The organism is Jannaschia sp. L-14R, from assembly GCF_056857695.1.
This window is the reverse complement of the sequence record NZ_JBSXNP010000011.1, coordinates 144,644-158,221: the sequence shown is the minus strand read 5'-3', so window position 1 is coordinate 158,221 and position 13,578 is coordinate 144,644. Positions and strand designations below refer to the sequence as shown.

The following is a 13,578-nucleotide window of genomic DNA, read 5'->3' as shown; positions in this document are numbered from 1 at the left end:
GCGCGCCATCCGCGCTAAGGTCTGACCTGCGACAAGCGGGCAAGGAAAGAGTCGGTCCACCAGCGAATATCTTTTTCAAACACGCCTTCGCGCAGGGTCTGGTGACGTTCACGACGTTCTTCCAGCGGCATATGGATAGCTCGGTCTATGGCATCGGAAAAGCTGCGTTTGTCGAAAGGATTGATCAGCAGGGCCGCGTCCATTTGTTCGGCGGCACCGGCGAAATGCGACAGGATCAGAACGCCTGGATCCTCCGCATCCTGCGCCGCCACGAATTCCTTGGCGACGATATTCATGCCATCGGCAAGCGGCGTCACCAGAGCGGCGTCCGCGCGGCGATATAGACCGGCGATAAGATCGCGGTCGACGTGGCGGCGAACATAACGCAAAGGCGTCCAGTCCAGGTCGGCATGAGCACCGTTGATGGATCCGGCTGTGCGCTCTAGCTCCTCTCGGATTTCCTGATATGCGGCGACATCTTCGCGCGACGGTGGGGCAATTTGCAGAAATGTCGGGCGCGGGTCGCCCTTGGCGCGGCGTGAAAGATAATCGTCGAAGGCCTCGAAGCGCTGAACAAGGCCCTTGGAATAATCCAGACGGTCGACACCGATCAGAAGCGGAGCATCGTCAGCAAGTTGCAGGTCTGGCTTGCGCGCGGCCTCAGCCGTTTTTGCGAACTTCTCGGCGTCGATGCCGATCGGAAAGCTGAGCACGGAGAATGTCCGGTTCTCGCGCAGCCATTTGCCGCCGCGAAGGACCTGAGCCTTGGGGTCGTGACGCAGGACCTCATTTGCCGAAGTCACGTCGCGCATGGTCTGAAGGCCGACGATATCATGCGCGGCCAACCATGAGGACAGTGCCGCGACCTGCGGCAGGGCCATCACATCCGTCGGGTTGGGAAAGGGGATATGAAGGAACAGGCCGATGCGGTTGGCGATGCCGAGGGCCCGCAATTCCTGCGCTACCATCAGGAAATGATAGTCCTGAATCCAGATCAGATCGTCCGGTTTCACGGTAGAGGCGATGGCTCGCGCCACACGGCGGTTGACGGCGGCATAAGCCTCGAATTCGCTTTCGGAAATATCCAGTAGATCGGGGCGATGGTGGAAAAGGGGCCAGAGAACCGAATTCGAATAGCCAAGGTAGTAGCCGATATGCTCTGCCTCGGTAATCGCAAAGGTTGCCCGGTCATAGTCGCCGCTGCCGATCCTTGTCAGACCGTCCAGCGCCTGTTCGCTCGGATCGGCTGCCCCGATCCATAACCCACCGGCCCCTGTCAGGGCTTCGTGCATGGCATTGACCAGTCCGCCTGCGGGGACTTCGTTGCTTTTGGGTATGCGGTTGGAGACGACGATGAGCCGTCCTGTCCCGACCGGACTGTCCGAAAATGGCGCGTCGTCGATCACGAGTTCAGACAAGCCAATCCTCCAGTTTTAGCAACAGCGATTTGGGGTCGGGCAAGCGATGAGATGCAACGGTTTCGGCTTCGCCGATCTTGATGGCATAGCCTTTCCGATGTTCGACCAGTTGCAAAGCCGGCTCGTCCGTCAGATCATCACCGGCATAGATCGGCGTTTTCCCCCGGAATGGCAGACGATCCATCAACCGGGTAAGCGCGATGTCCTTGCCGACGCATTCGGGCTTCAACTCATAGGCCATCAGTGCGGGTTGCAGCCGGAACCCGTCGGCGGCCATCGCCAGGCTTTCCATGAACCGCAATGCAAGTGCACCGCATTCTTCAGCCTGTCGATAATGCAGCACAACGCCGGAGGGCTTGTGTTCGACCAGAAACGACGGGCAAAGTTTGGCGAAGTCGTCGACCAACCGGCAAAGTCGGCGAACCGTATCCTCATCGAACTCGACCAGTTTGGAATGGACACCGTCGATATGCATTTCGGCCCCATGAGTGCCGATCAGTGCGCCCTTGAAGTCGGGAAGGAATTTCTGAAGGTCCGCAATGGACCGGCCCGAGACCAGGGCGACGCGACCGTCCAGCCGATCCATCGCGCGGTCCAGAATGCCGGTAATGCTAGCGGTCACATCGATGTCGTCGGGACGTTCGGCAATTTCTACGAGTGTGCCGTCGAAATCCAGATACAGGGCGGACTGGTCAGGATCAGGCAATTTGAAATCGCCCACCGCTTCGGCGGGTTGGTCGGTCATACCCATGAAACCTGTCATCTGATAATACTGCATTTGGCCACATTCCCTGATCTGACCCGCTTGCATGCGGAACACCTATCCAGCCGACCTGAGGTCGACAGGTATCTGCGCGAAGCAACGACAACTGAAATAGAGGTCACGCGACGCATCCTTGAGCATTTGAATATTGTATTAGTCTAACCTGTTTTTGCAGCCAAAGTTCCGGCTATCATTTAGCAAGCCTACCTAGGGACGCCCAGCGAAGTGACGACGCTGTCGCCTAGATGTGCAAATAAGAGCGTTCTGCCAGATATTTACGCAGCAAAAAGAGATAGCGGAAGCAAGATTCAGCCGATGCGCGAAGTCAGATCATCCCGCCCGTACACGCAGCATTTCCACTGCATGCACCAAATCGTTGCGGAAATCCTCCGTGGCGCGGTCCCGGGCCTGTGACTCGGGCAGACGCAGCAGACAGCTGGGGTGGAGCGTGACCAGAAGCAGGCGGCCGTCTCTTGTCCGCTCCATCCCGCCGCGACGTTTCAAAAGGCGATTGTATATTTGACAAACCAGCGATTACCTGAAGGCACCCGCCAACCCTAGAACGAAGAGAACTGGTGGGGTTAAGCCGATAATCCACGCCAGCACATTGTGACCACTGTCTGCCGCCTTGATGCCAGCAGCGAACCAGCCAGCAAAAAGTGCGCCGCCGATTACAACCCGCCCGATCTCAAGGGCGACATCATCCATCATCTTTTTTGGTTTTCTCAGACTGCTTCTGCTGCACAAGCTTCTTGAGCCGTTCCTCAAACCGTTCTTCGTCATCGTCCGTCTCTAGTTGGCGGGCGGCTTCCTTGAAGCGGTCTAGTTGGCTTTTGTCTTTGGTAGTGGGCATAGAGGATGCTCCGGCTTCTTTCGTGGAAGGCTTATTACTTTCTGAATCTCTTCGTCACTACTGCAATCTCGGCACCAACTCTCGAATCCGACAATAGGAACTGTCTTTTTCCCCGTCTCGCCATCCCGGCTTTTGCCTTGGTCGAAGGAATGTAGCGAAAGATCTTGAACCCCAAATTCCTCTCGCAATGCAACGGCGGTAGCAAGATGAATAGAATCACCCAGGCTTAGATTTCGAGAGGCGGACTTGCTTTCCGGCACAGCAATCTGTCGAAATTTCTGGTCCCTCAGGTATCCAGCGAGTGACATTATGTCAGGAGTTGTATCGACCAGCAAAAATGACTTACTCATTGCGGACAAAACTTGGCTGGGAGACATTCCGGTCTTGTGAACAGTACTTGGCCTTAACTCAGCAAGGGTCACGGTTGAGATATAGATGTCGCACTTACCGCTAGCAGAATCTTCAAGATATTTCTCAATGTGATCAACGTATTCTGGTGGAATCCCATTGAACCAACGATACACGACGCACGTGTCCCAAAGGAGTGCGTTAGCTGCCACTATCCCGCCTCCTGGATCGCGGATGGGTCAAGGCCCAGGAGCGCGCCCTTAAGAGATATGACCGACGGTGAATCTTTGTCTATCAACTTGATGCTAGTCACATCAATACGCTCGGGGATCATACTTCGCCCGTTATGGTGCGCGCGACCAGTCACGAGTGCACGTTCACCTAGTGAGGCTCGGAGGGCTTCAACATTTTCCTTTTGAACAACGCAGCTCACTTCTTTTCCGCCAGCAGACAGAATTAGTTTTGCCTCAGGAAATAGCCCCCTTATATCTACAAGCTTCATGACGCCATCATAAGTCGAGATCGCCGTTCCTTTGAAGAATTTAAGCGGTGCCTGACTTGCGGCATTTATAGCCGATGCGATTATATGACCGACCCTATCTTCTAGTACTTGATCAAGCCGGACAGGCTGCACCTCACTGGCACTTACAACACCATACGAAAAAGACTTCCCCGCTCCGCTTGATAGGCTTTTGTAAACGCCAAGCGCGTATTCGTCAGCCGCATTTTCCACCCGGAAAGACTGCCCCGCACTTGCCGCAGCACCAATTTCCGCAAAACGGTGTGAAGGAGATTTCCGGACTGCCCGTGCTTTCATACTCTTCTCTCTAAGAAGAACTGTTGCACTGGCAAATTCGAGATCGTGAATCATGAACTTGTGCTGCCCTTTGGCATTGTAAAATCCGTCTAGCTTTCTGAGGCCAGAAACAAGCCGCTTAAGCTTGTCCGCAAAGACAACAGCATCCACTTCGGCCCCGTGGATTTCGAGGCCGTAAATGGTAAATGTTAGATCAGTTTCTCCGGGGGCTGCCATTAGCAATCAGACAATTTATATGTGAGCCTTTTACCAGTGACTGAAGTTAGCATGTTTTTGGCCCATTGGGAATCATCTACGCCATTCGCAGTACGATTATTATAGCGGAAGTCAAACTCAGCAGCATAGCGGTGCAGATGCTGCTTACCACAGTGCTGATAGACGCCCTTCATGCCGCGCTTGAAGATGCTGTAGAAGCCTTCGACCGTGTTGGTGTGGATTTCGCGGTCCTCAAGGTTCACATACTCGCCAGCGCTGTGATTGGTCCAACCGTGAGCGTCGAACACCTTGCCAGCGCCGATGCCCTGATACTGACTGGCTTCGTCGGTCATGACATAGGCTTCGCGGGCGATGTTCTCTTGCAGGATCGGGATCAGCGTGGACTTCTTGAGGTCGTCCACAACGATGCTCTTGGCGCGCTTGGTGGTGCGATCCACGAGGGTCAGCATCTTCATCTTGTGAGAGCCGCCACGGGCGTTTTTCGCCTTAGTGACGCCCGGCTCTTTGCCGATGAAGGTTTCGTCAACCTCGACAACACCGCCGTCACCACCAAAGCCAGCCAGCGCACCGTCGCGCATACATTCGCGGATGCGGTGGGTCAGGAACCAAGCGCTCTTATAGGTGATGCCCAGAACGCGGTGAAGCTGGTGGCTGCTGATGCCCTTCTTGCAGGACACCATCAGGTGGATGGCTTGCAGCCACAGGTGCAGCGGCAGGTGGCTTTCCTCGAAGATGGTGCCTTTGCGGACGGTGAACTGCTTGCGGCACTCGCGGCACTTCCACAGACCGTGGCGTTCAACGCCTTCTGGGTTCTTCTTGCTGGCCTTGCTGCGTACGCCAACCAGAGGGTACGCGCTATCGACCACGCCGCAGTGCGGGCAGACCGGACCATCGGCCCAAAGTATCGCTTCGACGTGGGCGAAGGCGGCAGCTTCGTCGTGCATGTAAGGGGCGGAAAGAACGGACATTACGAAAACCTCTAACTTGTTGAGATCAAACTACCTCGGCAAGCTGGGTTTGTCAAATATATAATCGCCTTTCAAAACCCTGCTGCCGTCACCCGTCAGAGCGTGCAGCGCGATCGCTCCGGGGATAGTCTTGAGGTGAATGTATCCCCGGAAGCCCTGTGCCAGGAGCTTTTCAGCGATACGAACCATTTCTTCCATCGTATAATCCGAGGACCGCAAAACGCCGGAGGACAGAAACAACCCTTCGATGTAATTGCGCCGATAGAATTCGGTCGTCAGCCAGACCACCTCGTCCACGGTAAACCGGGCGCGAGGGACATTCGATGAGACGCGATTTACGCAATAGGCGCAGTCGTAGACAGAATAATTCGTCATTAAAATCTTGAGCAGAGAGATACATCGGCCGTCCCGCGCATAGGCATGACAAATGCCCGACCCCGTAGTCTAGCCCAGCCCCTTGCCATCGCGCGACCCCGCGTCTGGATGTTCCCGATGACGCGCAACTGGCGTCGTATTTGGCTGCATCCGACAGCAGAGCCAGTTTGTCCTGAATCGTCGTTTTTGCCATATGTTCTGTATATGTTCTTATTCGCCGCCCCGGCAAGAGCGGCAGAAACAGCGAATCCGAGGTGGCGGGAACAGGTTCGCCGCTCGCGGCGTTGTGAAGCCAGATAGCAAGAGCGATCTGCGAATTTCCGCCCTTAGAGCTTGGCGGGCCATGAAACCGGAGAGACCACAATGAACAGCATTTTCTACATCATCGGTGTCGTCGTTGTAGCGCTGGCTGTCATCAGCTTCATCGCCTGAACACAACCAGATCAATTCTGAACATTCACAAACGACAGGAGACTATCATGTCCGTTAACAAGACTACGCCCCCCCCGTCGTCTACAGGGCAACAGCATAGCGATGCTACTGCTTCCGAAATGGCCTCTGATGCCAAGTCTGCCGCCACGAGCAAAGCGTCCGATTTGAAGTCGAAAGCCAAGTCCGAGGCCTCCAAACTGGCCGATCAGGCCCGTTCCGCCGCCGACGAAAGGGTGGAGGATGCCAAGGACTATGCGACCGACAACATCGAGCGTACAGCGGAACAGATTCGCGATGCAGGACGCCAGTTCGGCGATGACAGTTATCAGGCGCAGGCCGCCGATTATCTGGCTTCGAACCTGAGTCAGGCTGCCGACATGATCCGCCGACAGGATCTGGGTTCGCTTGCCGATGATCTGACATCGTTTGCACGCCGCAATCCTGCTGTCGTCTTGGGTGGTGCCGCACTTCTGGGTTTCGCCGCCGCGCGGATGCTCAAGGCGTCGGAACGGTCGACAGCCGATGTCCGGTTCGAGTCGCCGACCGCAGGTGTGAGCAATACGCCCTATGACCGTCCGATCGACCGTGGTTACCGCTCATGAACCAGCACAGCCAATCCCCAAAGGGACCGGCAAGTCTGATTTCGGATGTGCTGGCCCATGTCTCGTCGCTGATCCGCAAGGAATTCGACCTTGCCCGCGCCGAAGTATCCACAAACATCAACCGCGCTGGCGTTGCCATCGGCCTTCTGGTCGGTGCGATGGTCATCGCACTGGTTGCGCTGAACGTATTGGCAGCCGCGTTGGTCGCCGCCATCACCGAACTGGGTCTCGATGCCGGATGGTCGGCTTTGATCGTGGGCGGAACACTTGCTCTGATTGCGCTCGGAATGGTCATGAAGGGGGTCAATGACCTCAAATTGACCAGTCTGGCCCCGTCGCGAACGGTCAAGAACCTGAAGCGCGACGCTGATGCGGTTAAGGAGACGATGTGATGACCGATGATCGTTCTACAGACCAGATCGAACGTGAGATCGAGCTGGAACGTGTTGAACTGGCGCGTTCCCTTGAAAGCCTGCAACGGCAATTTTCGCCTGAAGTCATCGTGGACCGTGTATCCGGTATGTTACGGGATAACGGTGGTGAGTTCGCGGGAACCGCATTGAAGCAAGCGCGCGACAACCCGCTTGCCCTGGCCGTCACCGGCGTGGGTCTTGCGTGGCTGATTGCCGGTCCGGCCAGGAAACACACGAGGATACGCGAACGCCCTATGCCGGTGCGTCCGCAATCCACATTCGATGACGAACCGCATGATATGCATCTTGAACGTCACGAACCAGAAGTTGGCTATGACCACCGTGACTATCAGCAGGTTCGGGGATTTCGCCATGCGGAGTCTTCGACGGAAGGCTTCGACACACGCGTCGCTACAGCCGAAGGCGATGTATATGACCCCGTCATCCGGGCCAGAGGAGAGACGGAGTCCAGCTATCTGGAACGCATCAGAGGAATGGCCAGCGATGTCCGCGATTCCATTTCATCCTGGATGCATAGCTCTGAAACCACAGCGGCGGACGGCGGCAAAAGCCTGCGCGAACGCCTTATGGAGGGAACCGAAAATATGACCGATACAGCACGTGACCGTGTAATCGCCGCCCGCGAGGCCGCATGGGATGCCGAGCGTCGCCTGGAAGCCCGTGCCCGTGATTATGCCGCATCCGGCAAGGATGCCTATAACCAGCAGCCATTGATCGGTGCCCTTGTCGCGTTCGGTATCGGCGCAATGATGGGGGCGGCCCTGCCGCGAACCCGCAAGGAAGACGAATATCTTGGCGTCTATCGTGATCGCGCCCTGTCCGAAGCAGAGCGCGTGTATCGCGCTGAAGCCGCCAAACTGCGCGCCGTGGCCGAAGCCGCCGCCCGTGAAGCCAAGGCTGTCGCGACGGAAACGCTGGAAGATATCAAGTCCGGCACACCGTCCGGTAACGAGGCCGTATCTGCGGCGGAAGACAAGGCAAAGTCCGCGGCCGACCGTATCAAGGATGCTGCCGCGGACGAAGCCGACAAACGCGACCTTGGAAGCTCGGTCAGCTAGGGTTCACATATATGTAAAGCAGGGCGCGACCTTCCGGGGTCGCGCCTTTCCTATAACGGATGGAAGAAATCGGACTTTGACGGGATCAGTCCACCGACTTCAGCCAGACGGCTGCCGTCCGACCGGGTAGGGTGCCGTCATCCATGTCAGACGATGTGAAATCAGCCCCGTTCGGCGCATCGACTGATGTCGTGCCGAAGTTGAGCTTCACCGTCGCACCCGGATATTCAAGCGTGATGACCTCGCCCTCCTTTGACCAACCCTGCAATGTCAGATCACCCAGATCGTCGCGCCTGAATGCAAAGACACGGCGATAGAAGCGCAGGTTGCTTGCCTCGTCGATATGCTGGACCGCGACCGATGTGCCATCGGGCCACTTCATCGGAAGCCATGGCGTTCCGGTCGTGAATCCGCGATTGCGGCCTTCAGTCCAGGGAATCGGGACGCGCGCGCCTTCGCGGCCCGGACCATCGGGCCAGTACAGCAGATCGAGAGGATCGGTAACGGCATCCTTGGGCAAGTCGGGCTGGGTCAGTCCCAACTCCTCACCCTGAAAAATCAGAACCGGGCCGGGCGCGGTGGCAAGAACCGTTGCAAGAAACCGAACATCCCGCGCCGATCCGTCGCCGGACTTGCCCGCATGGCGAGCCTGGTCATGCGATGTCAGCCACCATCCAATATTGCAGGGGCTGCTGGCACGGGTCAGGATATCGGCATAGGCCGCAGCCGAGGCATTGTTCTCGGGCAGATCGGTGGTGTAAGCCGCATTCATACGTTCCGGTTTTGTCAATCCGCAGGCAAGTTCGACGGATTGATTGCCCGACGTGACCTCGCCAATCAGAAAGGCGTCGTCCCCCGCCCAGTCGCGCAGATTCTCGACAAAGACCAACCCGTCGCCGGGAAGCAGATCATGGGCGTGGTTCTGATAGGTATAGGGCACGAAACTCTCACCAGCCATCTTCTCCTGCTCTTCAGGCGTTGCGGGCGGATTGTCCTTCAGTGAAGATTCGAACAGCAGCGATGTCACGGCATCAATGCGGAAGCCGTCGACGCCCCGGTCGCGCCAAAATTGCATGATGGCTCGTAGTTCGCATTGCACGTCCCTGTTCCGCAGGTTCAGACTGGGTTGGGCAGACGTGAAATTGTGAAAGTAGTACTGACGGCGAATGTGGTTCCATGTCCACGCGGGTGGGCCAAATTGCGACAGCCAGTTGTTCGGCTGTGTGCCGTCCGGCTTGGGGTCGGCCCAGACATAGTAGTCTCTATACTTCGGATCTCCTGCGACCGACCGTATGAACCACGGCGCGTCCGTCGACGTATGATTGAACACTTGATCAATTATAAGCCGCAGTCCCAGGTCGTGCGCGCGCGATACAAGATGGTCGAAATCGTCAAGTGTGCCCAAATGGGGATCGACATTCAAATGATCTGCTATGTCATAGCCGCCGTCGTGCAAAGGGGATGGATAAAAGGGCGAGAGCCAGACCGCATCTACGCCCAACGCTGCTGCATGATCCAACCGCTGAACGACGCCGTTCAGATCGCCGGTGCCGCTGCCGGTCGTGTCCATGTAGGAACGAGGATAAATCTGATAGATGACAGGTGCGGCGGGCCAGGCGGGAAGGGACAAGTCAGGCTCCTAGTGCAAAAAAGAGAGACGCCCCTGTCGGAACGCCTCGGGTCTTGTCGAAACTAGGGCCGGATCAGGCACCGACCACCTTGCCGCCGTTCGGGTGCAGCGTCTGGCCGGTATAATAGCTGCCGTCCGATGACGCGAGGAACAGATAGGCCGTCGCCACCTCCCACGGTTGGCCCGCGCGCCCCAACGGTGTGTCGGTGCCGAAATTCTCGACCTTGTCAGCAGGCAAGGTGCCGGGGATGAACGGCGTCCAGATCGGACCGGGTGCAACGGAATTCACGCGGATACCCTTGTCGGCCAGATTGCCCGCTAGCGACCGGCTGAAGGCCAATGACGCGCCACGCGTCATTGAGTAGGTGATGAGACTTCCCTTACCCGCGAAAGCGTTGATCGAAGACGTGTTGATGATCGCCGCACCTTTCTTCAGATACGGCAGCGCGGCCTGGGTTGTGAACATATAGGCCTTTATATTGGACGCGATCATCCGGTCGATCTTGTCCTCGGCCAGATCGGCGAAATCCTCGTCCAGCCACTGCTGCGCACCGTTGTTGATGAGCACGTCCAACTGGCCGTATTCGTCAATCACCGCTTTGACAGTGGCCTCGCAATGATCCTTTGTGCCCAGATCGCCAGAGATCAGAAGGCAGGTTCCGCCCTCTTCCTCGACCAGACGCTTGGTTTCCTTCGCATCGCGATCCTCTTCCAGATAGGCGATGGCGATTTTCGCACCTTCGCGCGCGAACAGGACCGAGATGGCGCGCCCGATACCGCTGTCACCGCCGGTGATCAAGGCCACCTTGTCGCGAAGCTTGCCAACGCCGGGGTGGCGCGGGGCATAGTCAGGAGCAGGGTCCATCTTATACTCGTCCGCAGGCATCGAATCTTGGGATTGTGCCGGAATTTCTGGGGTGTTCATTGTCGTCTCCTTGGTATTTGCAGACTCGCGGGGACAACGGTGGCGCAGCACGGGAGTTCCGTGCCGCTGCCATTTGTGAATGTGCGGAGCGAGATTGCGCCGAACCTGCGGATTACGATTTGGCGGCGGCAATCACGATGATTTCCACTTTGAACTGGAGCGTTGCCAGTCGAGCTTCGCCGGTCGCACGGGCGGGGGCCTGACCTGCGGGCACCCAATCATCCCAGACTGCATTCATTTCATGGAAATCGGCCATGTCGGCCATCCAGATAATTACCTGCAACAGATGATCGCGGTCGGACCCTGCCTCGGCCAGCAGGGCATCGACCTTGTTTAGGCAAGATCGCGTCTGATCGGCCACGGATGCACCGTCACCCACTTGTCCGGCCAGATAGATCGTGTCGCCGTGCCGGACGATCTGGCTCATCCGCTGGGTCGTATGGCTGCGTGCGATAGTCATGATTACACCGTGTAGTTGAGGGGAAGGCGACCGCCGTCGACATAGATAGTCTCGCCGGTAATATAGCTTGCCTTCGCGCTGGCCAGAAAGGCGACCACATCGCCGATTTCACGCGCCGTGCCGGGCCGCTTGAGAGGGGTGCGCGACATCGCCCGGTCGAAGGCTGCGGGGTCAGCGTTCACGGCGGCCATCATGTCGGTGTCGATGCTGCCCGGTCCCACTGCGTTGACCCGAATGTTGTGCGGGGCCAGCGCCAGCGCCGCCACCTTGGTCAACTGCATCACGCCGCCCTTCGATGCGCAATATCCGGCGATCGCGGGGATCGCGACCTGCGCATTGATTGACGACATATTAACGATCGCGCCTTCTATCTTGCGCTCGACCATGGTGCGCGCGGCCCGTTGGGTGGCAAGGAACACGCCGGTCAGATTAATGTCGATAACACGTTGGAAATCGCTCAACGGCATCGTCAGGAAGTCGCCTGCAATCGCGATGCCCGCATTGTTGACCAGCGTGTGGACCGGCCCCACCTCGGCCTCGACCTTGTCGAAGAGCGCGGCGATCTGCTCCGGATCGCCCATATCGCAAATGAACCCGGTGCCGCCCAGGCTGGCCGCCGCGTCGTGAACGCTGTCCTTCACGTCGGCCAGTACGATGCGGTATCCGTCTTCGGCAAGGGCTTCGGCGCAGGCAAGGCCGATGCCCTGCGCCCCGCCGGTGACAAGCGCGATGCATTCCATATGATGTCCTTTCGTTTCACGCCAAGGCTTGCCCCCGGCGCGGCGGGGCGTCAACGTGGCAGCCATGAAAACCGTCGAACAACTGGTCTCCGAGGCCCGTGCCCGGATCGAGGAATGGGACGTCGCGCGCCTGATAGCCACGCCGGACGCGGTGGTGGTCGACATCCGTGACGTGCGCGAACGGGCCAAGGGGTTCATCCCCGGATCGATCCACGCGCCGCGCGGCATGCTGGAATTCTGGTGGGACCCGACCTCGCCTTATCATCGCGAAGTCTTTGCCGGGCCGGGACCGTTTGTCCTTCACTGCGCGATGGGCTGGCGGTCCGCCCTAGCGGCGGCGACATTGCAGGATATGGGATTCAAGGTCGCACATCTGGTCGGTGGGTTTGAAGCATGGCAAGCGGCAGACGGTGACATCGAAATGCCAGTGCCCAAGGGCGCAATCAAATCCGGTGCGCCAGGGTGACCCTTAGTCCAGCATGACCTGCGTTTCGATACGGTCCAGTTCGGCCTCACCGCGGAACAGAACGACCAGTCCGATATAGCGTCCGCCCTGCCAACGTGTTGCGTTCAGGCGACGCCCGACGGCGCGGAACGCCTGCGCTTGTGTGCGATCCAGCGCGACGTCTTGCGACAGGATCTCTTTGCCGCGCGGACCGCGAATGGTCAGGCGCAGAACATCGCCTGCCTGACTGCCGTAGATCGACCCCCATAATACCAATGCAGGCGCATCGACGGGCAGGTTAGCTGCGTCGGCAGTTCCGGCCTTGACGGCATCGTATTCCGGGATTGCATCGGAGAATCCCGCCGCCAGAAGGCCTCCGGCTTCGTAGATCGGCGCCTCTAGCCAGAGGGCCTCAACGAACGGATCGACGACCGCGCCGTCCCGGCGAACGGCGATATGGACATGGGGAAATTCTGTCTGTCCGGTCCGGCCCATAAGGGCGAGCGGCTGGCCCTCTGTCACGGTATTGCCCCTTGCCGTTGTGACCGAACCGTTGGCCAGATGGCACAATTGCGTCTGCCATCCGCCGCCATGGTCGATCACGACACCGTTGCCACAGTCCTGTCCTGCGACGCGGGTGCCGTCCGGCGTGCCGTCGCGGACGCCGATGACCCGACCCGCCGCCGGGGCCAGGATTGGAATGCCTGCCTTCATGGTTTCGTCATCGGCAACACGGATATCGGTACCCTTGTGGCCATCATACGTCAGCGGCCCGCCGGTAAAATCCCGGGCGCCGGGTCCGGGGTCGGCGTCGACATATTGCTGGACAAAGCAGTCGTCGCCCAACGTGCAGTCAAGCGGCAGCCGCAGTTGCAGGTCTTGTGCCAGTGTCGGGGTCGCAAAACAGAAAAGGACGAGCATTCGTGTCGTGTTGCCCGGTCCCGCGAATCGCCTGCCCGTCAGCGCCGGATAACCGCGCACAGGACATGATCTTGATCGCGCCATCGCAAGGATGGCGGATATGAAGACCAGAATGCAGGCGAGACGGGGCATGAATATCCTATGGGATTTCCGGACAGGCCGGTGACCGCAGC

General features: G+C 58.2%; 16 protein-coding genes and 1 pseudogene. 5 read left to right on the top strand and 12 right to left on the bottom strand.

The features are described from left to right. Positions 1 to 14: 14 nt before the first annotated feature. The 7 genes and pseudogenes from AC13C2_RS13450 to AC13C2_RS13420 form a co-directional block, all read right to left on the bottom strand. Entirely contained in the window at positions 15 to 1,418 is a 1,404-nt protein-coding gene (locus tag AC13C2_RS13450; protein WP_245737499.1) for an alpha,alpha-trehalose-phosphate synthase (UDP-forming), read from the bottom strand. Next, entirely contained in the window at positions 1,411 to 2,163 is a 753-nt protein-coding gene (gene otsB / locus AC13C2_RS13445; RefSeq protein ID WP_482887108.1) for a trehalose-phosphatase, read from the bottom strand. The genes AC13C2_RS13450 and otsB overlap by 8 nt, the downstream gene beginning before the upstream one ends. Positions 2,164 to 2,715: 552 nt before the next feature. Further along, on the bottom strand, positions 2,716 to 2,892 hold the full coding sequence (locus AC13C2_RS13440) for a hypothetical protein (protein ID WP_482887107.1): 177 nt from the start codon (positions 2,890 to 2,892) through the stop codon (positions 2,716 to 2,718). Then, positions 2,882 to 3,034, bottom strand: coding sequence for a hypothetical protein (locus AC13C2_RS13435; protein ID WP_482887106.1), 153 nt, complete (start codon positions 3,032 to 3,034; stop codon positions 2,882 to 2,884). The genes AC13C2_RS13440 and AC13C2_RS13435 overlap by 11 nt, the downstream gene beginning before the upstream one ends. A 559-nt stretch (positions 3,035 to 3,593) precedes the next feature. After that, the gene (locus tag AC13C2_RS13430) at positions 3,594 to 4,415 is read right to left on the bottom strand and encodes a hypothetical protein (protein WP_482887105.1); all 822 of its coding nucleotides are present in this window, start codon (positions 4,413 to 4,415) and stop codon (positions 3,594 to 3,596) included. Beyond that, complete coding sequence (locus AC13C2_RS13425; protein ID WP_482887104.1) at positions 4,415 to 5,383, bottom strand: IS1595 family transposase; 969 nt, start codon at positions 5,381 to 5,383, stop codon at positions 4,415 to 4,417. Before AC13C2_RS13425 ends, AC13C2_RS13430 begins: the two co-directional genes overlap by 1 nt. 114 nt (positions 5,384 to 5,497) lie before the next feature. Further along, positions 5,498 to 5,951 (bottom strand): annotated as a pseudogene (locus tag AC13C2_RS13420) (radical SAM protein); the annotation flags it as partial. 140 nt (positions 5,952 to 6,091) lie between these two features. Between AC13C2_RS13420 and AC13C2_RS13415 the strand changes: the two are divergent. From AC13C2_RS13415 to AC13C2_RS13400, 4 genes are read left to right on the top strand one after another with little or no spacing between them, the layout of a single operon-like run. After that, positions 6,092 to 6,190 carry an LPXTG cell wall anchor domain-containing protein gene (locus AC13C2_RS13415; protein ID WP_139204655.1) on the top strand — a complete coding sequence of 33 codons (99 nt, stop codon included), beginning with the start codon at positions 6,092 to 6,094 and terminating at the stop codon, positions 6,188 to 6,190. Positions 6,191 to 6,237: 47 nt separating this feature from the next. After that, positions 6,238 to 6,792, top strand: a complete 555-nt coding sequence (locus AC13C2_RS13410; RefSeq protein ID WP_482887103.1) for a hypothetical protein — start codon at positions 6,238 to 6,240, stop codon at positions 6,790 to 6,792. Then, on the top strand, positions 6,789 to 7,184 hold the full coding sequence (locus tag AC13C2_RS13405) for a phage holin family protein (RefSeq protein WP_092760339.1): 396 nt from the start codon (positions 6,789 to 6,791) through the stop codon (positions 7,182 to 7,184). The genes AC13C2_RS13410 and AC13C2_RS13405 overlap by 4 nt, the downstream gene beginning before the upstream one ends. Next, the gene (locus AC13C2_RS13400; RefSeq protein WP_482887102.1) at positions 7,184 to 8,284 is read left to right on the top strand and encodes a DUF3618 domain-containing protein; all 1,101 of its coding nucleotides are present in this window, start codon (positions 7,184 to 7,186) and stop codon (positions 8,282 to 8,284) included. Before AC13C2_RS13405 ends, AC13C2_RS13400 begins: the two co-directional genes overlap by 1 nt. A gap of 85 nt (positions 8,285 to 8,369) precedes the next feature. Here the strand turns inward: AC13C2_RS13400 and AC13C2_RS13395 are convergent, their stop codons facing one another. The 4 genes from AC13C2_RS13395 to AC13C2_RS13380 form a co-directional block, all read right to left on the bottom strand. Next, positions 8,370 to 9,914 (bottom strand): alpha-amylase family glycosyl hydrolase, encoded by a 1,545-nt coding sequence (locus AC13C2_RS13395; protein WP_482887101.1) that lies wholly within the window; start codon positions 9,912 to 9,914, stop codon positions 8,370 to 8,372. Positions 9,915 to 9,987: 73 nt separating this feature from the next. Beyond that, positions 9,988 to 10,839 (bottom strand): SDR family oxidoreductase, encoded by an 852-nt coding sequence (locus tag AC13C2_RS13390; RefSeq protein ID WP_339640211.1) that lies wholly within the window; start codon positions 10,837 to 10,839, stop codon positions 9,988 to 9,990. Positions 10,840 to 10,951: 112 nt separating this feature from the next. After that, positions 10,952 to 11,299, bottom strand: coding sequence for a RidA family protein (locus AC13C2_RS13385; RefSeq protein ID WP_423787103.1), 348 nt, complete (start codon positions 11,297 to 11,299; stop codon positions 10,952 to 10,954). Between the two features lie 2 nt (positions 11,300 to 11,301). Continuing rightward, the gene (locus AC13C2_RS13380) at positions 11,302 to 12,105 is read right to left on the bottom strand and encodes an SDR family NAD(P)-dependent oxidoreductase (RefSeq protein ID WP_482887100.1); all 804 of its coding nucleotides are present in this window, start codon (positions 12,103 to 12,105) and stop codon (positions 11,302 to 11,304) included. On the opposite strand from AC13C2_RS13380, the gene AC13C2_RS13375 reads away from it, so the two are divergent. After that, complete coding sequence (locus AC13C2_RS13375; protein WP_092761221.1) at positions 12,104 to 12,505, top strand: rhodanese-like domain-containing protein; 402 nt, start codon at positions 12,104 to 12,106, stop codon at positions 12,503 to 12,505. The two genes, AC13C2_RS13380 and AC13C2_RS13375, sit on opposite strands and share 2 nt — an antisense overlap. Positions 12,506 to 12,508: 3 nt before the next feature. Here AC13C2_RS13375 and AC13C2_RS13370 read toward each other — a convergent pair whose 3' ends face one another. Further along, the gene (locus AC13C2_RS13370; protein ID WP_482887099.1) at positions 12,509 to 13,537 is read right to left on the bottom strand and encodes a M23 family metallopeptidase; all 1,029 of its coding nucleotides are present in this window, start codon (positions 13,535 to 13,537) and stop codon (positions 12,509 to 12,511) included. Positions 13,538 to 13,578 lie beyond the last annotated feature (41 nt).